Source organism: Paenibacillus radicis (ex Xue et al. 2023), assembly GCF_024722015.1.
In the GTDB taxonomy this organism is placed as follows: Bacteria; Bacillota; Bacilli; order Paenibacillales; family NBRC-103111; genus Paenibacillus_S.
In genome coordinates this window covers 151,802-170,434 of sequence record NZ_JANQBD010000002.1, presented here as the reverse complement: position 1 = coordinate 170,434, position 18,633 = coordinate 151,802, and the positions used below count along the sequence as shown (strand labels likewise).

Annotated in this window: 17 protein-coding genes; 14 read left to right on the top strand and 3 right to left on the bottom strand. The window is 41.4% G+C overall.

The window, feature by feature from the left end:
* The first annotated feature begins 14 nt into the window (after positions 1-14).
* From NV381_RS03425 to NV381_RS03415, 3 genes are all read left to right on the top strand, one after another.
* Positions 15-1,103, top strand: coding sequence for a GerAB/ArcD/ProY family transporter (locus tag NV381_RS03425; protein WP_258211866.1), 1,089 nt, complete (start codon positions 15-17; stop codon positions 1,101-1,103).
* Positions 1,100-2,176, top strand: coding sequence for a Ger(x)C family spore germination protein (locus tag NV381_RS03420; protein WP_258211865.1), 1,077 nt, complete (start codon positions 1,100-1,102; stop codon positions 2,174-2,176). Before NV381_RS03425 ends, NV381_RS03420 begins: the two co-directional genes overlap by 4 nt.
* Before the next feature lie 65 nt (positions 2,177-2,241).
* On the top strand, positions 2,242-3,504 hold the full coding sequence (locus NV381_RS03415) for a hypothetical protein (RefSeq protein WP_258211864.1): 1,263 nt from the start codon (positions 2,242-2,244) through the stop codon (positions 3,502-3,504).
* A gap of 148 nt (positions 3,505-3,652) precedes the next feature.
* On the opposite strand, the gene NV381_RS03410 is transcribed toward NV381_RS03415, so the two are convergent.
* The 3 genes from NV381_RS03410 to NV381_RS03400 form a co-directional block, all read right to left on the bottom strand.
* Entirely contained in the window at positions 3,653-4,810 is a 1,158-nt protein-coding gene (locus tag NV381_RS03410) for an MFS transporter (RefSeq protein ID WP_258211863.1), read from the bottom strand.
* A gap of 323 nt (positions 4,811-5,133) precedes the next feature.
* Positions 5,134-5,412: an ArsR/SmtB family transcription factor gene (locus tag NV381_RS03405; protein ID WP_258211862.1), complete on the bottom strand. Its 279-nt coding sequence runs from the start codon at positions 5,410-5,412 to the stop codon at positions 5,134-5,136.
* 168 nt (positions 5,413-5,580) lie between these two features.
* Positions 5,581-6,216: a peptide-methionine (S)-S-oxide reductase MsrA gene (locus tag NV381_RS03400; RefSeq protein ID WP_258211861.1), complete on the bottom strand. Its 636-nt coding sequence runs from the start codon at positions 6,214-6,216 to the stop codon at positions 5,581-5,583.
* Positions 6,217-6,570: 354 nt separating this feature from the next.
* Between NV381_RS03400 and NV381_RS03395 the strand changes: the two genes are divergently transcribed.
* The 11 genes from NV381_RS03395 (at position 6,571) to NV381_RS03345 (ending at position 18,477) form a co-directional block, all read left to right on the top strand.
* Positions 6,571-7,419 carry a M15 family metallopeptidase gene (locus tag NV381_RS03395; protein ID WP_258211860.1) on the top strand — a complete coding sequence of 283 codons (849 nt, stop codon included), beginning with the start codon at positions 6,571-6,573 and terminating at the stop codon, positions 7,417-7,419.
* A 60-nt stretch (positions 7,420-7,479) separates the two neighbouring features.
* Entirely contained in the window at positions 7,480-8,175 is a 696-nt protein-coding gene (locus NV381_RS03390; RefSeq protein ID WP_258211859.1) for a response regulator transcription factor, read from the top strand.
* Positions 8,168-9,277 carry a sensor histidine kinase gene (locus NV381_RS03385; protein ID WP_258211858.1) on the top strand — a complete coding sequence of 370 codons (1,110 nt, stop codon included), beginning with the start codon at positions 8,168-8,170 and terminating at the stop codon, positions 9,275-9,277. The genes NV381_RS03390 and NV381_RS03385 overlap by 8 nt, the downstream gene beginning before the upstream one ends.
* 101 nt (positions 9,278-9,378) lie before the next feature.
* The gene (locus tag NV381_RS03380) at positions 9,379-10,290 is read left to right on the top strand and encodes a carbohydrate ABC transporter permease (protein ID WP_258211857.1); all 912 of its coding nucleotides are present in this window, start codon (positions 9,379-9,381) and stop codon (positions 10,288-10,290) included.
* Between the two features lie 57 nt (positions 10,291-10,347).
* Complete coding sequence (locus NV381_RS03375) at positions 10,348-11,178, top strand: carbohydrate ABC transporter permease (RefSeq protein WP_419182241.1); 831 nt, start codon at positions 10,348-10,350, stop codon at positions 11,176-11,178.
* Positions 11,179-11,287: 109 nt separating this feature from the next.
* A complete protein-coding gene (locus NV381_RS03370; protein WP_258211855.1) occupies positions 11,288-12,445 on the top strand; it encodes an efflux RND transporter periplasmic adaptor subunit in 1,158 nt (385 codons plus the stop codon).
* Positions 12,446-12,489: 44 nt separating this feature from the next.
* Positions 12,490-13,800, top strand: coding sequence for an ABC transporter substrate-binding protein (locus NV381_RS03365; protein WP_258211854.1), 1,311 nt, complete (start codon positions 12,490-12,492; stop codon positions 13,798-13,800).
* Between the two features lie 69 nt (positions 13,801-13,869).
* Complete coding sequence (locus tag NV381_RS03360; protein ID WP_258211853.1) at positions 13,870-14,268, top strand: RrF2 family transcriptional regulator; 399 nt, start codon at positions 13,870-13,872, stop codon at positions 14,266-14,268.
* A gap of 86 nt (positions 14,269-14,354) precedes the next feature.
* Complete coding sequence (locus NV381_RS03355; protein WP_419182238.1) at positions 14,355-15,272, top strand: NAD(P)/FAD-dependent oxidoreductase; 918 nt, start codon at positions 14,355-14,357, stop codon at positions 15,270-15,272.
* A complete protein-coding gene (locus tag NV381_RS03350) occupies positions 15,265-15,963 on the top strand; it encodes a class I SAM-dependent methyltransferase (RefSeq protein ID WP_258211851.1) in 699 nt (232 codons plus the stop codon). The genes NV381_RS03355 and NV381_RS03350 overlap by 8 nt, the downstream gene beginning before the upstream one ends.
* Positions 15,964-16,293: 330 nt before the next feature.
* Positions 16,294-18,477: a discoidin domain-containing protein gene (locus NV381_RS03345; protein WP_258211850.1), complete on the top strand. Its 2,184-nt coding sequence runs from the start codon at positions 16,294-16,296 to the stop codon at positions 18,475-18,477.
* Positions 18,478-18,633 lie beyond the last annotated feature (156 nt).

Sequence of the window (18,633 nt, the reverse complement as noted above, 5' to 3'; positions counted from 1 at the left end):
GGAGGGATATACAGTTGAAGCCATCGCCTAGTGAACGGGTAACCGTATCTCCGTATTTGGTTTTCATATTGATACATTCGATGCAGCTCGGACTAAGCTATCTCTCCATGACTATCAAACCGATTCAATGGGCTGGTCAAGATGCTTGGATATCTGTTCTCCTTTGTGGTCTCAGTATTCACGTCATTATTTGGATGATGTATGGAATTCTCAACCGAAATGAAACCGATCTTATTGAGATTCATCATCAGTTTTTTGGGAAATGGGCGGGCGGTGCTCTTAACTTTATTTTTGTCGTTTATTTCCTGCTTGGTTCCATTTATCAAATGCGTTTATTTATAGAAATTATACAAGTATGGATATTTCCTGATATTAGAACTTGGTCGTTGGCATTGGTTTTGCTTCTGCTTGTTTATTACATCGTTGCCGGTGGGTTCCGAGTTATTTTAGGCATATGTATGCTTAGCTTGTTACAACATTGTCTTAGTTTTTCCTTAGTTTTTGCAGCGGCTTTTTTTCATTTCAACAATTTATTTCCCATTCTGGATCATTCGATGAACAACATCCTCAAATCAGCGAAGGAAATGACATTTCCCTATTTTGGCGTGGAGATGCTTTTTTTCTGTTATATGTTCATCAAAAATCCGAAAAAGTCTCAGAAATGGGCTCATATAGGAAATGTTATCACAACAATGTTCTATCTAGTCATTATTCTTTCTATTTTGTTACTGTTCAAACCCGAACAATTATCAACAGAGATTTGGCCAGAACTATCCAACTATAAATTTGTTCGTTTTCCTTTTATTGAGCATATTGAATTTATCGGAGTATCTTCTTTGATATTTGCGTTATTTCCTGTCGTATGTTTATGTCTCTGGGCTTCAACCCGAATGATGAAACATATGTTCACCATCAAACAATTGGCAGTTCTGCCGATATTTTTAATTCTGGTCTTTATTGTGGTATGTCTCATTCCAGATCGTAACGGCGTTGAAGAAGTTAAATCATGGTTATCTAAAATCGGATTCTACATTATTTATATGTACATCCCATTTTTATATATTGTCGATATTGTCAGGATGAAGGTGAGAAGAGCGGTATGAACCGGTTATTTTTCTTGCTATTGGCCACCAGTTTCCTATTAACGGCATGTGTAAAGCAACAAATTATAGACAGAATTACCTTATTTATCGTCTGTGCTTTCGATGAGGCAACAAGCGATCAAATTGAATTTACGATAGCGGCTCCCAAGTTTCAATCCAAAAAGCCCGGTACCGTTTCAAACCAATTGCTCTCAAAGGTTGCCCATACAAGCGTGGACATTAAAGAATTAATGGACTTTCAATTAAGCCGACCCATTAATGAGGGAAGACTGTCGGTGATATTGTTTGGAAAAGACGTGGCTGCAAACGGGCTAGCCAGAGAGTTGGATGTGGCTTTACGGGACGCTAGAGCTTCACGAAAGATGTTCTTGGCCGTTGTCGATGGAAAAGCAAAGACTTTGCTGGATGCGAACTTTAGTTCTGATGAGGAAAAGGGATTATTTTTATTCAATCTGCTTGATTCGAACAGGCGGAATGGACGTCTTCCCCTACAAAACCTTCATGAATTCGAATACTCTAATATGGGCAAAGGAATGGATCCTTTTTTACCGCTCCTTAAATTGCAAAACGATCAAGTTGTAATTACCGGTTTAGCTTTATTTAAGGATGATAAATATGTAGAGTCCATTAACGAAAAACAGATGCGGCTCATGAAACTGCTTCTAAAAGATGCAGAGAATGGAGTTTGTGAGGTAAAGTTTGAGGATGGATCTTATGTTACAGTGAGAAACCTCGGTTCAAAAGTGCGTTATCGAATCAGTAAAGATACGAAAACTGCAAATCTATCGATTAACCTTGTACTTAAAGGTGAAATTATTGAATCAAGGGGCGTTCATTATCCAAAACAAGAGCTGGAAAAAATAAAAAAGAGTTTAGAAAATGAACTTACCACAACTGGAATGCAACTTATAGATTTATTCAAAACAGAAGGGATCGACCCGCTTGGATTGGGAGATTTTGCGAGAAGCAAAACCCGAAATTGGAACGAAGAGGAATGGAAAAAGGAATATCGAGCGTTAAACGTTCACTTGAATGTTAAGGTGACTCTTTCAGAAATAGGAATTAAGAAATAACTGTATATAAATGAAGGCTCAATTAGATAATAAAAAAGATAGTATAATCTAATCGGGGTACAAAGATGAACAATCAAAATAATAAAAGATATATCCAATTGATGAATAACGTTTCAACAAACACCAGTATCTTATATCCCATTAATCCTTGGATTCCACTTTGGTGGTCAGCCGCTTTTCCTGGTTATGGGCATTGTTTTATGAATAATTACTTGATTGGATATTCTCTTATTATTTTTGAGTTCACCATAAATAATCTCGCTAAAATAAATCAAGCGATTTATTTTTCTATGATCGGCGATTTTACAGGTGCAGCGAAGGTCATCGACCTTAGATTTTTTTATCTGTATATCGGCGTTTATATTTTCACAATGTTCGATTCTTACCGTAGAGCAGTAGATTTGAATAATACGTACATATTATCCTATCGAAAAACTGAAACGATCAATTCGACATCGGTTTCATCATTTAGTGTTAACGGATTGAATAAAGTAAGTCCGTCAATTGCCATGTTCTGGGAAATGATGATGCCAGGCTTAGGTTCTTTATATTTAAACCATATCGTTTCGTTCTTCTTCAGTGTGATTACATGGGTTTTAACTATTTATAGTTCCCGCTTTTACGTTGGTCTGTATTATTCCTTTATAGGAGAGTTTGAGAAAGCGAAGTCAGTTGTGGATCCTCAATGGTATTTATTCATACCCTCGATATACGCTGGATATATCCACTTTTCCTACTTGGAAGCCGTCAAGAACAACATACAATATAAACTTTCTCAATCTCAATTTCTTAAATCCCAGTATCAGAGCAGATCGTTTAAGTTACCATTCCTTATGAAAAAAGGGGAAACACCCATGTATATCGTAGCGTCTTTCGAACACTCGGTTTCTATAGAAATCGCCTTAACTGAGCTGGAACAACTAGGTATACAAAAGGCAGATATTTTAGCCTTACCATTGAATGTGCGAACCGAAAAAACTAAATTATTCGATAACGCGCATTATTCAGATGGGGTAAGCTTCGTTGATCTTGCCACCATTCTTGGTTCCATATTCATGCTATTAGGTGGCATATATGGCTTTGTTCTCAAGCACGGACCCGTTTTATGGGCATTAATTGGACTAGTCATAGGTGGTGTATTGGGTTTTATTATAAAGCTTATCGTCATAAAGAAGAAACCTACTCTTGATATATTTGGCAGAACAAGAGCAACTGAGGTTTTCATGATGGTCAAATGCAGCCAAGAACATGATCGGAGAGTAAAAGATATATTTTGGAGAAATAAAGCGTTGGGAATCGCGAATTACAATGAAGATCCTAACTGGTAATACCGATTATCGAGTGGGTCGCCAAGACTTCCAAGAAGAGGACATTATAAAAAACAGCCCTTTAACAAAAACTTGGGAGAGATAAATTGCTACCCCACTTGAGAATAATGTTAAAGAGGCTGTTTGATTGTTAGTATTTAACTATTGTTCAGAAAGAATTTTTATAATAAGTTGTCCTTGCTATTATGGTCAGAAATGCTAGTGACATAAAAATTATACCGCTCCATACAACATGCTGGGTTCCCATATTCGTAATAAATAATCCTCCTATAGATGTGCCAATTGTGACACCCAGATTCGCGAAGGCAACAAATAATCCATTTGCGAAATCAGGAGCTTCTGAGGCTGCTGAAGTAATCCAATATTGAGATATATTAAGACCAAGAGTGAAGAGGACACCCCACACCAAAATAATTATGGCCATTGGTAACGTGAGAGTTCCCATTACATTAACGAGAATATAGATAAATCCTAGAGTTAATGGAAACAAGAGGGCTGTTTTAGCTGCATGTTTACCAAGCCATTTCCCTGCCAGCATATTTCCCAAAATGCCTGTTGCACCAAACAGAACCAACATAATGCTAATACTTTTTCCAGACATATGGGTGACTTTATCCAAATATTCCGCAAAGAAGCTGTAGACAGCGTACATCCCTGACAAAACGAATACGGCAGTTGCCATACTTAACCAAAGGACAGGTTTTTTTAGGACACTCAACTGTGTACCATAAGATTCTTTTCCCTGCACTGGCATAGAGGGTACGAACAGTAGTACACCTATAAGCGCAATGGCATTGACTATTGCAAAGAATAAGAGGGCAGCCTGAAGAGAAATAATGTCTGCAATAAACGAAGTTATCGGTACGCCTAATACCATTCCGGCAGTAACGCCCATGAATACTTTGGATACAGCTTTGGCGCTTTGTTCTTTGCCGACGGTACTGGCAGCTGCTACAAAGGCAACTGAGAAATAAACGGGATGCAGGAATGCAGGTATCATTCGAGATATTAAGAGGACGGTAAAGTTAGGTGCAAATGCTGAAATCAGATTAGCAATGACGAAAATGCCGAGGACCCAAGCCATTGATTTCTTACGGTTAAATCTGGACAAAAGTAAAGGTAAAAAAAGACCTGATACAGCAATAACAAGCGCAAAAAGACTTACAAGCAAGCCAGCTTGAGATGCACTAATGTTAAACTTATCGGAAATTTGTGGCAAGATGCCGATGACACCCATTTCTGTATTAATAATGCCGAAAATCCCTAAAGAAAGTATAAAAATAAGCAAAGACTTTTTATTAGTCATATTAATAATTCATCTCCTATAATTATGAAATTCAAAGTAATATACAAGTTCGCTGTGCTGTTCACATACCTATTTCTCCACGAACAGAAAATTCAAATGTAATCCTATATTACAAGCCTAGACAGCTAACGCTGTGTAAACAGCAACAGCTTTAACATGTTGAGAAATCCTCCTCTTACTCAATAACAGTTAGACGCTTGTATAAGTATCACATTGAAAACCCCATCCGTCAAGTCTCCATTTTATTGATAAAGATAGTCTGTTTTAAATATAAAAAAAACACCCCTCGCGATGCGGGAAGGGTGTAAGGAACTATGCTTGTATTAAATTTCAGAGAGCTTATTCAGATAAGCTCGAAGAGTATCATGTTGAATGATGAGGCTCATGTTCTTTCCTTCACGGATGCAATGCACCAAGCCTGCTGTCTCCAATTCCTTAATATGATGTGAAATAGTTGGCGCACTCACTTGATGATGCAAAAGCAGCATGCTACAAGGCAACGGGTCTATCGATGCAGAAATTTCTTTAAGAATTTGATATCGACGTGGTTCGGCCAGTGCACGAGAGATTCTCGAAAACTGTTGGTCTGATATAGTTTCCATACGTTTATTTCCTTTCTTGTAGCAAAAGCTTGTTTAATATCGCAGTTTCTCATCTGGATGTTCCAATTATCATATCATATTCGGTTAACCTTTAGAAACGAATTGGTGGTATTTCTGGAACCAGATTGTCAACTGTTACTAAAATTCTGGATGAATCTGAGTAAAATTTTACCATTTTATCCGCTGGATAAGCTGGATTATCTCTTCTTGTTCCTCACTGTAAATCCTCCAAGTTCGAATTTCATTGATAATTTTCTCCATATTGGTATAACCTTTAGCCAGACCGTTTAGACGTGCAGCCAAGGTTGCGTTCGTTAGCGCTTCGTCGGATGGAAAGAGTGCTTTTAGCTTATCGATCGCATCTGGATATCGTTTTAAATAATATTTCTGATGCCTTTCCTTGGCAGGATAAAAGCTGGTATAGGGAGCAACCTCTGTGTCCGGCATTCCATTTCCTTGTTCCACGCTGTTTCTCATGACATCTTGGATTACACGGTGCTGTTCCTGGTCGCGAAACAATACTAAGGATCTGTACTGCCGTCCTTTGTAATCGTTAATATTAATTGGATTGTGACTGCTCCAGAACATATTCAAGATAGTCTCCAACCTTATGATACCGGAATCGAAATCCATTTCGACCGTCTCGGAATGATCTCCGAGTTGACGGTAAGTCGGGTTAGCTTTAGTCCCTCCGGCGAAACCTACACGCGTTCTGATGATACCGGTTAGTTGTCCGAACAAAGCGTCAGGGCTCCAGAAGCAACCCATACCAATTGTCACAGATTGGATGTTGTTATTACTCATTGCATTCACCTCTATATGATCATATCATTTAGGAGCGTATGAAGAAAAATAGCTGAATTTGAAACGACTGGTCAGCCAAATTTTTTAATGAAATATGACGATTGCCCCTGGTTAGGTGAAGAACGAAATATATGGCAAATATGCTAAAATGGATGTTATACAAGGCAGTAGGGCCAGTGTTAAACTTGCCACCTTACCTATAGATGGACCAACTGGGAAATTCTATCATCTATACGACGAACTGCCCTGGTAATAAAGTAAGAAAACTTAAGAAAAATTTTATTTTTAGCTCACTTCTTTTTTAAATAGTTTTCCTTATCCTAAATTGGATGAAAGATAAGGGGGAAACTAGAGATGAAGAAAATCTTTTTGTCGGTTATTATATTATTGCTGTTGGGCTATGGAGTGGCTCAATACAAAGCGACATCGGAGGAAAAGAAGCAGGTTCGAGATGTGACTCCTCAAAATAGCGAACTTACGATAAAAGTAACCAAAGAACAGATTTACAAAGGCAATTTGCTACTTGTCAATAAGGATCATCCGGTTCCTTCAGGAAATGGGGATTCCGAAGCGGTCAGTCTGTCAAAGCATAAGGAATTGATTAAAGGTTTTGGTTTGCTGGATAACTCAATCAAGCTGTCACAAAGTTTAGTGCAAAATTTTTCAACCATGATTGAAGCAGCAGATAAAGATGGAGTACGCCATTTTTTAATCAACAGCGGGTATCGAGACGCCAAAGAACAAAATGAACTCTATCAACAAATGGGTGCGGAATATGCGATGCCTGCAGGATATAGCGAACATAACCTAGGTTTATCGCTTGATATCGGATCTACACGAGGGGAAATGAGTCGAGCACCAGAAGGTAATTGGTTGAAAGAAAACGCATGGGATTACGGCTTTATTTTACGATACCAACAGGACAAAACAGCAATCACAGGAATTCTGTACGAGCCTTGGCATTTTCGTTATGTAGGTTTGCCGCATAGCACAATTATGCGCGATAAGAATTTTGCATTAGAAGAATACTTGGATTACTTGAAAGAAAAGAAAACAATAACAACAACGATAAATCATAAAACCTATGAAATCACTTACTATTCAGTCTCAAAAAACACTACCATCCATATTCCAGCGAATGGTCGATATGAGATCTCAGGCAACAATATGGATGGTATTATTGTGACCGTGGTATTTAACTAGGCTTATGAATCCTGATTTGAGGCGAATGGGGATTCTTTAAATTTAAGGAGACGGGAAATAATGAAGTCGATCACAATTCTGATAGCGGATGATGAGGCAGTGATTGCCGATTTGATTGAGTTGCATTTAGAAAAAGAGGGCTACCGCTGCATTAAAGTATATGATGGGCAGGAAGCTATTTCTGCTGTTCAGACGCATTCCATCGATTTGGCGATTTTAGATATTATGATGCCTAAACTGGATGGTTATGAAGTAACAAGGCAAATTCGAGAGCAGCATCACTTTCCTATCATTTTTTTAAGCGCTAAAGCGACCGACCTCGATAAGATTGCAGGACTAATAAGAGGAGCAGATGATTATGTAACCAAACCGTTCAACCCGATGGAATTGGTTGCTCGTGTGAATGCTCAGTTGAGGCGGTCCACCCAGTTTAATCAATCCACACAAGCCAACAAGCTTGCTTTGGAGGCAGGCGGATTGCTCATTCATCTCGAAGAGCGCACCGTATTCCTTTACGGCAAGCCTATTGAACTAACTCCAAAGGAGTTTGATATTTTGTATCTGCTAGCCAGTTATCCGAAAAAAGTTTTTAGCGCGGAAAACATCTTTCAACAGGTGTGGGGAGATGCCTACTATGAAGGGACCAACACGGTCATGGTACATATTCGTACCTTGAGGAAGAAGCTTGGAGAAGACATTCATAAAAACAAACTGATTAAAACAGTTTGGGGGGTGGGATATACATTCAATGGCTAAAGTAATCCGAAGCTTTCGATTTAAAATGATTCAGCTCTTTGGTTTAAGCATGCTTTTTTCTGCGGCCATTACCTACACGCTCTATAAAACCCTTCAGATTTATTATTATACGACAAAATTTGAAAATCCATTAACTCAAATCCGATATTTCATAAGAGATATTGGGGATATTAACTTCTTTTTGCTAATTTTCATACCACTCTCGATTATGTTTTTCTTTCTCCTCACCAAAAAATATGCGGCTTATTTTCAAGAAATATCTAGAGGAATTAATCAGCTTACGAATGGCAACTTCAAAAGTCGAATCGTTATTCCATCCCAGGATGAATTCGGAGATATTGCTAGAGACATCAATCTGGCGAGTGAAAAATTGCAGCAAGCTTTGGAGAGGGGAGATTTTGCAGAAAACAGCAAGGAACAATTGGTCTTGAATTTGGCTCATGATTTGCGTACGCCGTTGACTTCTGTTTTAGGGTATTTGGATTTCATTCTTCAGGATGATCAATTGACTGCTGAACAAATCAAGCACTATACGGGCATTGCTTATACGAAATCTCAACGTTTAGAAAAGCTCATTGACGAGCTATTCGAAATCACTCAAATGAACTATGGCAAGATTAGCATTGAAAAAAAACCAATTGATCTGAGCGAGCTTCTCATCCAGTTAAACGAAGAGTTATATCCTGCCTTTGAGAAAAATAACCTAGCTACCCGATTGAATGTGACCCCGGATTTGTTCGTTTGGGGTGACGGAGAGCTATTGGCACGCGTATTTGAAAATCTACTGACGAATGCCGTTCGCTATGGAAAGGATGGCCAATTTATTGATATTAATTGCAAACTAGATGCAGAAACTGTAGTGGTTCAAGTGATTAATTATGGAGATTGTATCCCACCGGAAGAGCTGCCTCATATCTTCGATATGTTTTTTACCGGCGATCAAGCGCGCGCTCATCGTGAGGGGAGCTCCGGCCTTGGCTTATCCATTGCAAAGAACATTGTAGCACAGCATCAAGGCACAATTTCGGTAGAGAGCAGTGTAATTTATACACTTTTTGAAGTCCGATTCCCGCAAAAACTAGCTTCTGAAGCACTAGATTAACTCTTGTGCCGACCATTTTATAAAAATTTTATATTTACCCTGCTTATTCTTTTAACAGTCTCCCCTATTCTAAATGTAGGAAGGGAAGGAGGAGACTGTGAATGAAGAAGTGGGGTTTTTGGCGTCGCTTCATCATAAAGAAAAAAATAAAGAAATGTATTCACACGGATTCAGCGGCTGCATGGATATTTCTGGTACCGAGCGTTTTGGGATTTGCGTTATTCTACCTGATTCCGTTTGCCATGGGAGTGTTCTATTCTTTTATGGATGGTACGGTAGATGGCCATTTTGTGGGATTGAATAATTACCATGAGCTGCTAGCGAGCGATTCCTTCCGAAAGGCTGCATCGAACACGTTTTATTTTAGCGCGGTAAGTGTTCCGCTTATACTCGCGCTGTCATTAGTATTAGCGTTGCTCTTGAATAGAAATATTTATTTGAGAAAATGGCTGCGAACTGCCTATGTGCTGCCGCTTGTTGTTCCCGTCGCCTCGATTATTCTGATCTGGCAGATGTTATTCGATTGGAACGGCTCCGTTAATGCCTGGCTGAGCTTTAACGGAATCGAACGTGTGGATTGGATGAAGACCGATACAGCTCGATACGTAATCATAATCGTATATTTATGGAAGAACATCGGCTATAACGTGATTTTGTTCTTGGCGGGACTGCAGCAGATCCCGAAGGATTATTACGAAACCGCTCAAATTGAAGGGGCAGGGTGTTTACGGCAGTTTGGCAGTATTACACTTGTTTATTTAACATCCACGATGTTCTTTGTAGTCATCATGTCGATTATTAACTCGTTTAAAGTGTTTCGGGAAACGTATTTGATCGCAGGTGAATATCCGCATGACAGTATATACATGATGCAGCACTATATGAACAACATGTTCACATCGCTGGATATTCAGAAGCTGACTGCCGCGGCGAGCTTGATGGTCGGTAGTATTCTTCTGATCGTCATGGGATTGTTTGCTCTTGAACGCCGATATAGGCAGTACATGGAATAGGGGGAAGGAGCCGTGCCGGTTTCCAAAGTATTGCAAAAAAGTGCGCTAACTGTCGTTATGGGCGTTATAGCAATCCTGTTAATATTCCCCATTGTGATCACTTTCACAAATTCGCTTATGACAGAACAAGAAATTGGCATCAATTATGGACCCATAGGGCAGATGAACAAGGCGGCTACAGGGAAATCAAACTCTTTTGTAAATGTAAAATTGCTGCCCGATCAATTGACCTTGGAGCAGTATGGCAAAGTGTTGGTGGGCAGCCCGAGATATTTGGCGATGTTCTGGAATTCAGTTTTTATGGTAGTACCGATCATCGCAGGTCAAACCTTCGTAGCAGCACTTGCCGGTTACGCGTTTTCCAAGCTGCAATTTCGCGGCCGGGAACACTTGTTTCTCGTTTATGTCTTGACTATGCTCATGCCATTCCAAGTGACGCTAGTGCCGAATTATATAATGGCGGATAAGCTTGGTCTGCTGAATAGTTCAAATGCCATTATATGGCCTGGAATATTCGAAGCTTTCGGTGTGTTCATGCTTAGGCAGTTCATGCTAAATATTCCCTATGCTTATATCGAAGCGGCCAAGATTGATGGTGCTGGACATTTACGAATTTTCTGCAAAATTATTATTCCGATGATCAAACCTGGTTTGGCTGCACTCGTTATTTTATTATTTGTCGATTATTGGAACATGGTGGAGCAGCCGCTTATTTTTCTGGACGATCCATTCAAGCAGCCGTTATCGGTTTATTTATCAAGGATCAATGGTGAGCAGGGGCTTGCTTTCGCTGCATCCATACTTTACATGGCTCCGATGGTGCTGCTGTTTTTGTATGCGGAAACGTATTTCATTGAAGGCATTCAATTATCTGGCATCAAGGGGTAGTTTTTGTAAGGCTGATACTTATCAAGCAAGTTTTGCTTAAGCAAAACTCAGACAATGCTTACGATGTGACCTTTCCTTTGGAAAGTTCTTAGGAGGAGAAAGACGGGATATGGAGCTAGACAAAGAGCCGGATGATCGTTGGCGCCGACGAAGCATTAAAGTCATGTTCATTGTTTTTATGGGCTTGTTAATATTTTTTACATTATACAGCAATACACTACAGTCGCTGTCCTTGCCGAAAGTGAGAACGGAAAAGCCGACTAAAGGAAGTCTTTTATTTACGATCGAAGGCAGCGGTAACCTGCAACCGTTAGCCGAAGCTAAACTGCTGAATGCGGCTGGCTGGAACGTATCTAAGATTCTCGTGAAAGAAGGAGATCGTGTGCAGAAGGGACAGATGCTAATTATCTATGACAGCAAATCTGCCGAACGAGAATTACAGAACGAATTGACCAACCAGGACAAGCAGAAAATCGAGCTGCAAAATGTTCAAGATCAGTTCATTGAGTCGACCTCAGAAGGGGACGAGCTAAAGATTCGGAAAGCAAGACGCAATATCGAAACATATAAACTTGATCTGGGCATGCAGGAACGTAAAATTAACGAATTGAGAGACCGGCTGACTAGCCAACAGGAAATGACCGCCCCGTTCGATGGTATTATAACGAAATTGAATGCCGTTGAAGGGTTATCATCTGCAGGAGAACCGGATGTAGTAATCTCGAACAGCAGTCTAGGATATCGATTGGATATTACGGCCGATTCAATGATCTTGTCGAGCATGGGGATTTCTAGCGGAGAGAGGATAGAGGTCGAGGTACATATTGTCGAAGTTCTACATTCCCGTATCTTCGAAGGCAAGATTGATGAAGTAGTGAATGCACAACCGCGTACAGAGAGCTCATCAAGTAAAGATGGGGGTAAGATTACAACGATCCCTCAGAAGGTACTTCGCATTAAGCTTGTTAATTCCGAGCTGAATGGAGGTGAGCAGGCAAGGGTCAAACTCAAGAAACGCTCCTACAATGAGGGGCTGGTCATCTCCAAAGAAGCGATTCATCAGGATCGTAACGGTATGTTTATTTATAAAATTGACGTGCAAAGAGGTGCGTTAAGCAATAACTTTATTGTTCGCAAAGTCCCCATTCATTCCAGTGAAACGAATGACAATGAAACGATGATTCAATCGGATAGTATCTATGAGGACGACCTGATTATTCTGGAAAGCAGTGAGCCTTTACAAGATGGAAACCGTGTTCGTCTGTAAATTTAAAATATGGATTTGATAAAATAATAGGAGGCATTCATTCGATGAAAAAGTGGCTGTATATGATTTTTATTGCTATTATAATGACTTCAATGACCGCATGCAGTTTTGGAGGCAGTGAGGAAATGGCAAATACGGAGAAAATGGTATCCAAAGGGAAGAAAACTGTCGTTACTTTGGCGCTGCAAGAATGGCCTTCCACGATGCAAAAATCGAGCGAATTTTTTCGAACGGTAGAGAAAAAGTTTGAAGAAAAGTATCCGGACATCGATCTGCAAATTCAGATTTCAGAAGACTATGAAAAATACAAAAAAACGACGAATGCAGCGTTGCTATCAGGGAAAGGCCCGGATATTTTCGAAATAAGCAGTTTGCCTATCGACGATTATGTGAGCAAAAAGCTTCTTCTGAACATGGATGAGTCCATGGGGCAAGACAAAACGCTGAATAAAAGCGATTTGCAAATGAATATTTTGGATGTAATGAAGCTTAATGGAGGTATGTATGCCATGCCTATAGGGTTCTCCCTTAGGGCTTTCGTAGGGGATGGGGACATTCTTAAAAACGCGAATGTCGACGATAAGAAATGGACCTGGAAGGAGTTTGAAGAGACTTCAAAGAAACTGGGGAAGAGTGGTACGGAACGCCGCTACGCTTTAGCAAATGACCCGCCGGAAGTCCTTCTTCAAGAAATGATTGTGGATAAATATTCAGAGTTCGTTGATCATACAGCGAAGAAGGCAAAGTTCGACGCTCCCTTATTCATAGAAGCGATGAAACAAATTAAAAAAATGTACGATGATAAAGTTATGACTTCGGAACCGGCGGATATAGGCAAGCAAATGTTCTGTTCCACCGTTTTGCAATCACCGGCAGACTTGGTTAATGGTCTGCATCAACTCTTCTCAAATCCAAAGCTGCTGCAAAAACCGGAACAAACAGGCGGGGCGAGGATTATCACCACATCAAGGTTCGCTATTCAAGCCAAATCATCGGTTAAAGAGGAAGCTTGGAAGGTTATTGCCTTCTTGTTATCTGAAGAAGGGCAATCCCTGCAAGAAAGACAAGGGTTTTCAATGCTTAAATCCGTGAATGAGACGCAGCTGAACGACATTCAGAAACAAGTCAATAGTGGAACGTATAAGCTTCCAGACGGGAGAGCACCCAAGGTATCGGACGAGGAATTTACACAGTTCAAACAATTCATTCGTACAGCGAATAACTTTACAAAGGTGGACGGAAGTGTGATTTCCATTGTTGGTGATGAGTCCAGATCATTTTTTAGTGAACAAAAGTCTCCGGAGGAAGTAGCCAAGCTGATCCAGAACAAAGCGACAACCTTTTTAAACGAATAGTGAAAATGCTTGCCTTTTAGAAAGAATGGAGTTATTATGGATTCACAAAGTCTTTAATGGAGGTATTGAATGAAATATTCTCAGGCGACCGACTATGCGCTTCATTCGATGCTCTATCTGGTAACAGCTTCGTCTGATAAGCCTGTTGGTGTGCAATTGCTGGCTGAGAAGCTGGGCGTTTCGCAGACCTATCTCTCCAAGATGATGACGAAACTTGTCAAGGCTGGATTGATTCAGTCCGCACCCGGCGCAAACGGTGGATACCGGCTCAGAAGGAAGCAGGAAGATATCTCCTTTCTCGATGTCATCCATGCGATAGAAGGGACTGCTTCCTTGTTCGAATGCAGCTTAAATCATGGAAGCGAATGTCTGATCCAGCAGGTTGTGATCGACGCCGAGCGGCAGATGGAGCAGTATCTGGAGAACAAGAAAATAGCAGATTTGGTGAAATTAATTAAGACGGAGTAAGATCCGTCCTTTTTTTGGGATTATTAAAGATATAATAAGTCTATTATATCTTTAATGAAATATTGAAAATGAAAGGAAGAATTTGGATGATTCACGATTGTGTTATTATTGGCGGAGGTCCGGCAGGTCTAAATGCTGCGCTTGTGCTAGGCAGGGCAAGAAAAAATGTGGTGGTTATTGATGAAGGGTGTCCACGTAATAGGGTTACTCGCGAAATTCACGGTTTTCTTACAAGAGATCAAATAAGTCCAAGCGAATTTAGGCGAATTGCGAAAGAACAGAATAGTTCCTATCCATCCATTCACTTTGTAGCGGACACTGCCGTAGAGATTACGGGTACCGATGTTTTTTTTCAAATTAAGACGGCACAGGAAAAGACCTATCGAAGCAAAAAGCTGCTCTTTGCTGTAGGAATGAAGGACCTCCCGGTAGACATTAAGGGGTTGGCAGAAGTATATGGTAAAAGCGCCTTTGTCTGCCCGTATTGTGATGGCTGGGAACTAAGAGAGCAGCCGCTTGTCTTAATTGTCAAGGGAGCGGATGCACTCCACTTGGCTAAAATGATATCTGGATGGACCAATCATTTTACAATCTGTACCAATGGACCTGATGAATTGACGGACGCACAACGTGAGGAACTAAGCCAGCATAACGTACCTGTATTTGACTCGCCGATCCAGATTGTCGAATCTAATGACGGTATGGTGCAGCAAGTTGTTCTGGAGGACGGTAAAAAAATCGCATGCACTGGGATATTTTTTAGACCGAAGCTTATTGCCGGATCAAACCTGCCGCAAGAAATAGGCTGCCAGATCACGGAAGCAGGAACTGTCATCGTCGATAATTTCGGTAAAACGAACGTTCCAGGCGTCTTTAGTGCCGGCGATGCAGCATCGCAACTTCATCAAGCCATTACAGCCGCTTCATTGGGCTCATTGGCCGCTGTAGGTATTAACAATGAGTTGAATGAAGAGGCTTGGAGTCGGGGGCATAACAATGAATGAAGATCTTACATTCAATTCCAAATTAGCTGAACTATACGATAAAAATACTCGAATCTCAATTCCCACATATGACTCGTTATTCGCTATGATTCAATCTTATTATCGAGTACAATTGGGCGAAAAAGCGGCATCTTTGCTCGTGATCGGTGCGGGCGGCGGCAATGAGCTTTCTGCTTGGGGACCATCAAACCCGAGATGGACATTTACTGGAGTTGATCCTTCGGAAGAGATGCTTAAAATCGCTAAACATAAAGCAACTGAACTGGGATTGAAAAGCCGCGTCAATCTTATCCAAGGAACGACTGATGATATTCCTCAGCCAGACTCGAAGTTTGATGCGGCAAGCTGTATTTTGGTTCTTCACTTCATTGACAATGTGCAAGAAAAGTTGAAGCTCCTTGTATCCATAAAGGATAAACTAAAGTCGGGAGCCCCTTTCGCTCTCGTAAGTGCGTACGGAAACCACGATGCTTCCGAACTTCAAGCCAGGTTAAATGTATGGAAAAGCTTCTGGATAGATGCCGGGCGCGAAACATCCAAGATTGACCAGATGGTAAACGACGCTATTACGAAGCTTTCTTTGCTTCCTGAAAAACAAATCGAAGAGCTGTTGGCGGAATCCGGTTTTACACAAATAACCCGGTTTTACTCTACAGGTATTATGGCAGGATGGATTTGCCATGCGGAATGATTTGCTTTAAAAGTTCAACTATACATTTATGTAGAGCCTAAGAATCGGACTTAATCAACAAAGAGCGCCTCGTTATGATGGATTTGTGGAGGGTAAGTATCCACACCATCACGACGGCGCTCTTTTTATGTAGTTTAAAAAACGGACGGGCTGCATTAGTACCACAGACATGACTTAGGTCATATAAGTTAGAAAAAAAGAGCCTTAAAGCATGCTACATAGATGAACTTGTTCATCTATGTTAAGTCATTTAGTTGATTTATACTAAGAAGGCAACAACAATATTTAATGTTTATATTATTGGCTCTAAGAAAGGGATGGAAAGGAACTATGATGAGGTATTGTATTTCGATTTTAATGGTATTTTTGCTTTTAATACAATTCATCCCTGCTACAACTGCTTCTGCCACTCCTCTTACCAATTTGGCATTAAACAAAACCGCTACGACAGGCACAGGCAGTTTCTGCAGTGGTAATGAGACGGCCGCAAAAGCAGTGGATGGCAATTCATCAACGAAATGGTGTCGTAACTCAGGAGCGGATTGGTTGCAGGTTGATCTTGGGGCCACTTATAATGTGAGCGAATTTATCCTCATGAATGCAGGCAATGAAATGGCATCATATATTACCAAAGCTTACACCATTCAAACTAGCACAGACGGCAGCATATGGACAACTGTTGTCAATGTAACAAACAATACAACGAATATTATTACGAACGATATCACCCCAGTCATGGCTCGATATGTTAGATTGAATGTGACTTCGCCTACCCAAAGTGGCGGTGGAGTAATACGCATATACGAGTTTGGAGTGAACGGAGATCCTACAGCGTTGGTGAACGCGGCAGTACCGATTATCGAATCGCAGCCAAAGGGTGCAACGGTGAACGAAGGCGACAGCAGCCCGACGTTGAGCGCAGCCGCAAGTGTGAGCGACGGTGGTACGCTAAGCTACCAGTGGTACAGCAATACGACAAACAGCAATAGCGGGGGCACTGCGATTGGTGGTGCAATGAGCGCATCGTACGTAGCGCCAACGAATGCGGCGGGTACGAAGTACTATTATGTCGTGGTGACCAACACGAACAATGGCGTCGACGGGGTGCGGGCGGTAACAGCAACAAGCAACGTCGTTGCGGTATCTGTGAATGCCCTGGTGAACGCAGCAGTACCGATTATCGAATCGCAGCCAAAGGGTGCAACGGTGAATGAAGGCGATAGCAGCCCGACGTTGAGCGCAGCCGCAAGTGTGAGCGACGGTGGAACGCTAGGCTACCAGTGGTACAGCAATACGACAAACAGCAATAGCGGGGGCACTGCGATTGGTGGTGCAACGAGCGCATCGTACGCAGCGCCGACGAATGCGGCGGGTACGAAGTACTATTATGTCGTGGTGACGAACACGAACAATGGTATCAATGGTGCGAAGACGGCAACGACACGGAGCAACGTGGCCAGTGTTAATGTGAACGTAGCCGCACCCTTAGCGCCGACGAATCTAACAGCTGCTGCTAGTGACGGACAGTTGACACTCCAATGGAACGGTGTTTCCAAGGCAGTAAACTATGACATCTTCGAAGGAACGGCTTCCGGTTCTTATGGCTCAATTCCCGTCGCGACAGTGACTGGTCTAACTTACAATTTCAATGTGACAGGTCTAACCAATGGTATTACCTATTACTTCGTGATCAAGGCCAGAAACGCAGGTGGTTATAGCGGCTACTCCAACGAAGTGAGTGCAACGCCCCTATCCATGAATGCAAATCTGAATGGCTTGATACTATCCAGCGGGACGCTTAACGTGCCGTTTGATGCCAATATGATAAGCTATTCAACGAGCGTGGCGAACAGCGTAAGTAGCTTAACTGTAACAGCAACAGTATACGACCCTACTGCCACGATGAAAGTGAACGGTACTCCTGTTACAAGTGGAACAGCGGTTGCGATCAGCCTAAACGAGGGGAGCAACATAATCACAGTAGTTGTTACGGCACAAAACGGAATGACGACACAGACATACAAGGTAACGGTGACGCGCGAATCCGATTTATTTGTGACATCCGCGCAGACGGACGTTTCAGGTCATACCATCCAACTAACTTTCAATCGGCCGCTTGCACCGCAATCGATAGCTCCCGATGCATTTTTGATACATGCTGGCAGCAAACCAATTGGAGTGACGCAAGTTGTCCAAAGCTCATCCCTAAGTAATACGGTATACCTTACAACAAATGAAAATCTGTTTAAATGGGACCGCCTAACCGTCGACATTCAAGGGGGAGTCATCCAGAGCGTATACGGATCCCAGCTTGCTCAGCTTGCTTTCTTAAAAGTGCAGAATGAATCCGCCGTCTTTAGTCCGGATTTTTCCGATCCCGATAATATTCGTATCGACAACATCGTCACATTTCTGAATAAGCGTAATTTCGATGTCGATGTGAACGGAGACGGGGTATTCGATTCCGCGGATATTAAAATGCTGCTGCTACAAATCCAAAGTGTGACCCATTAAGTCGCAGCAGTTCCCTCCTCTGAAGTAGTACCTCTATTGCGTAATATGAATTAAAGGTAATAGGGCTCTGCGTATAATAATGGACATTCGCCTAGATCGCTTTAGACATTAGCGGAATAATGTATTTATAGAAGCTAACGCGAGAGCGAGGTAAAT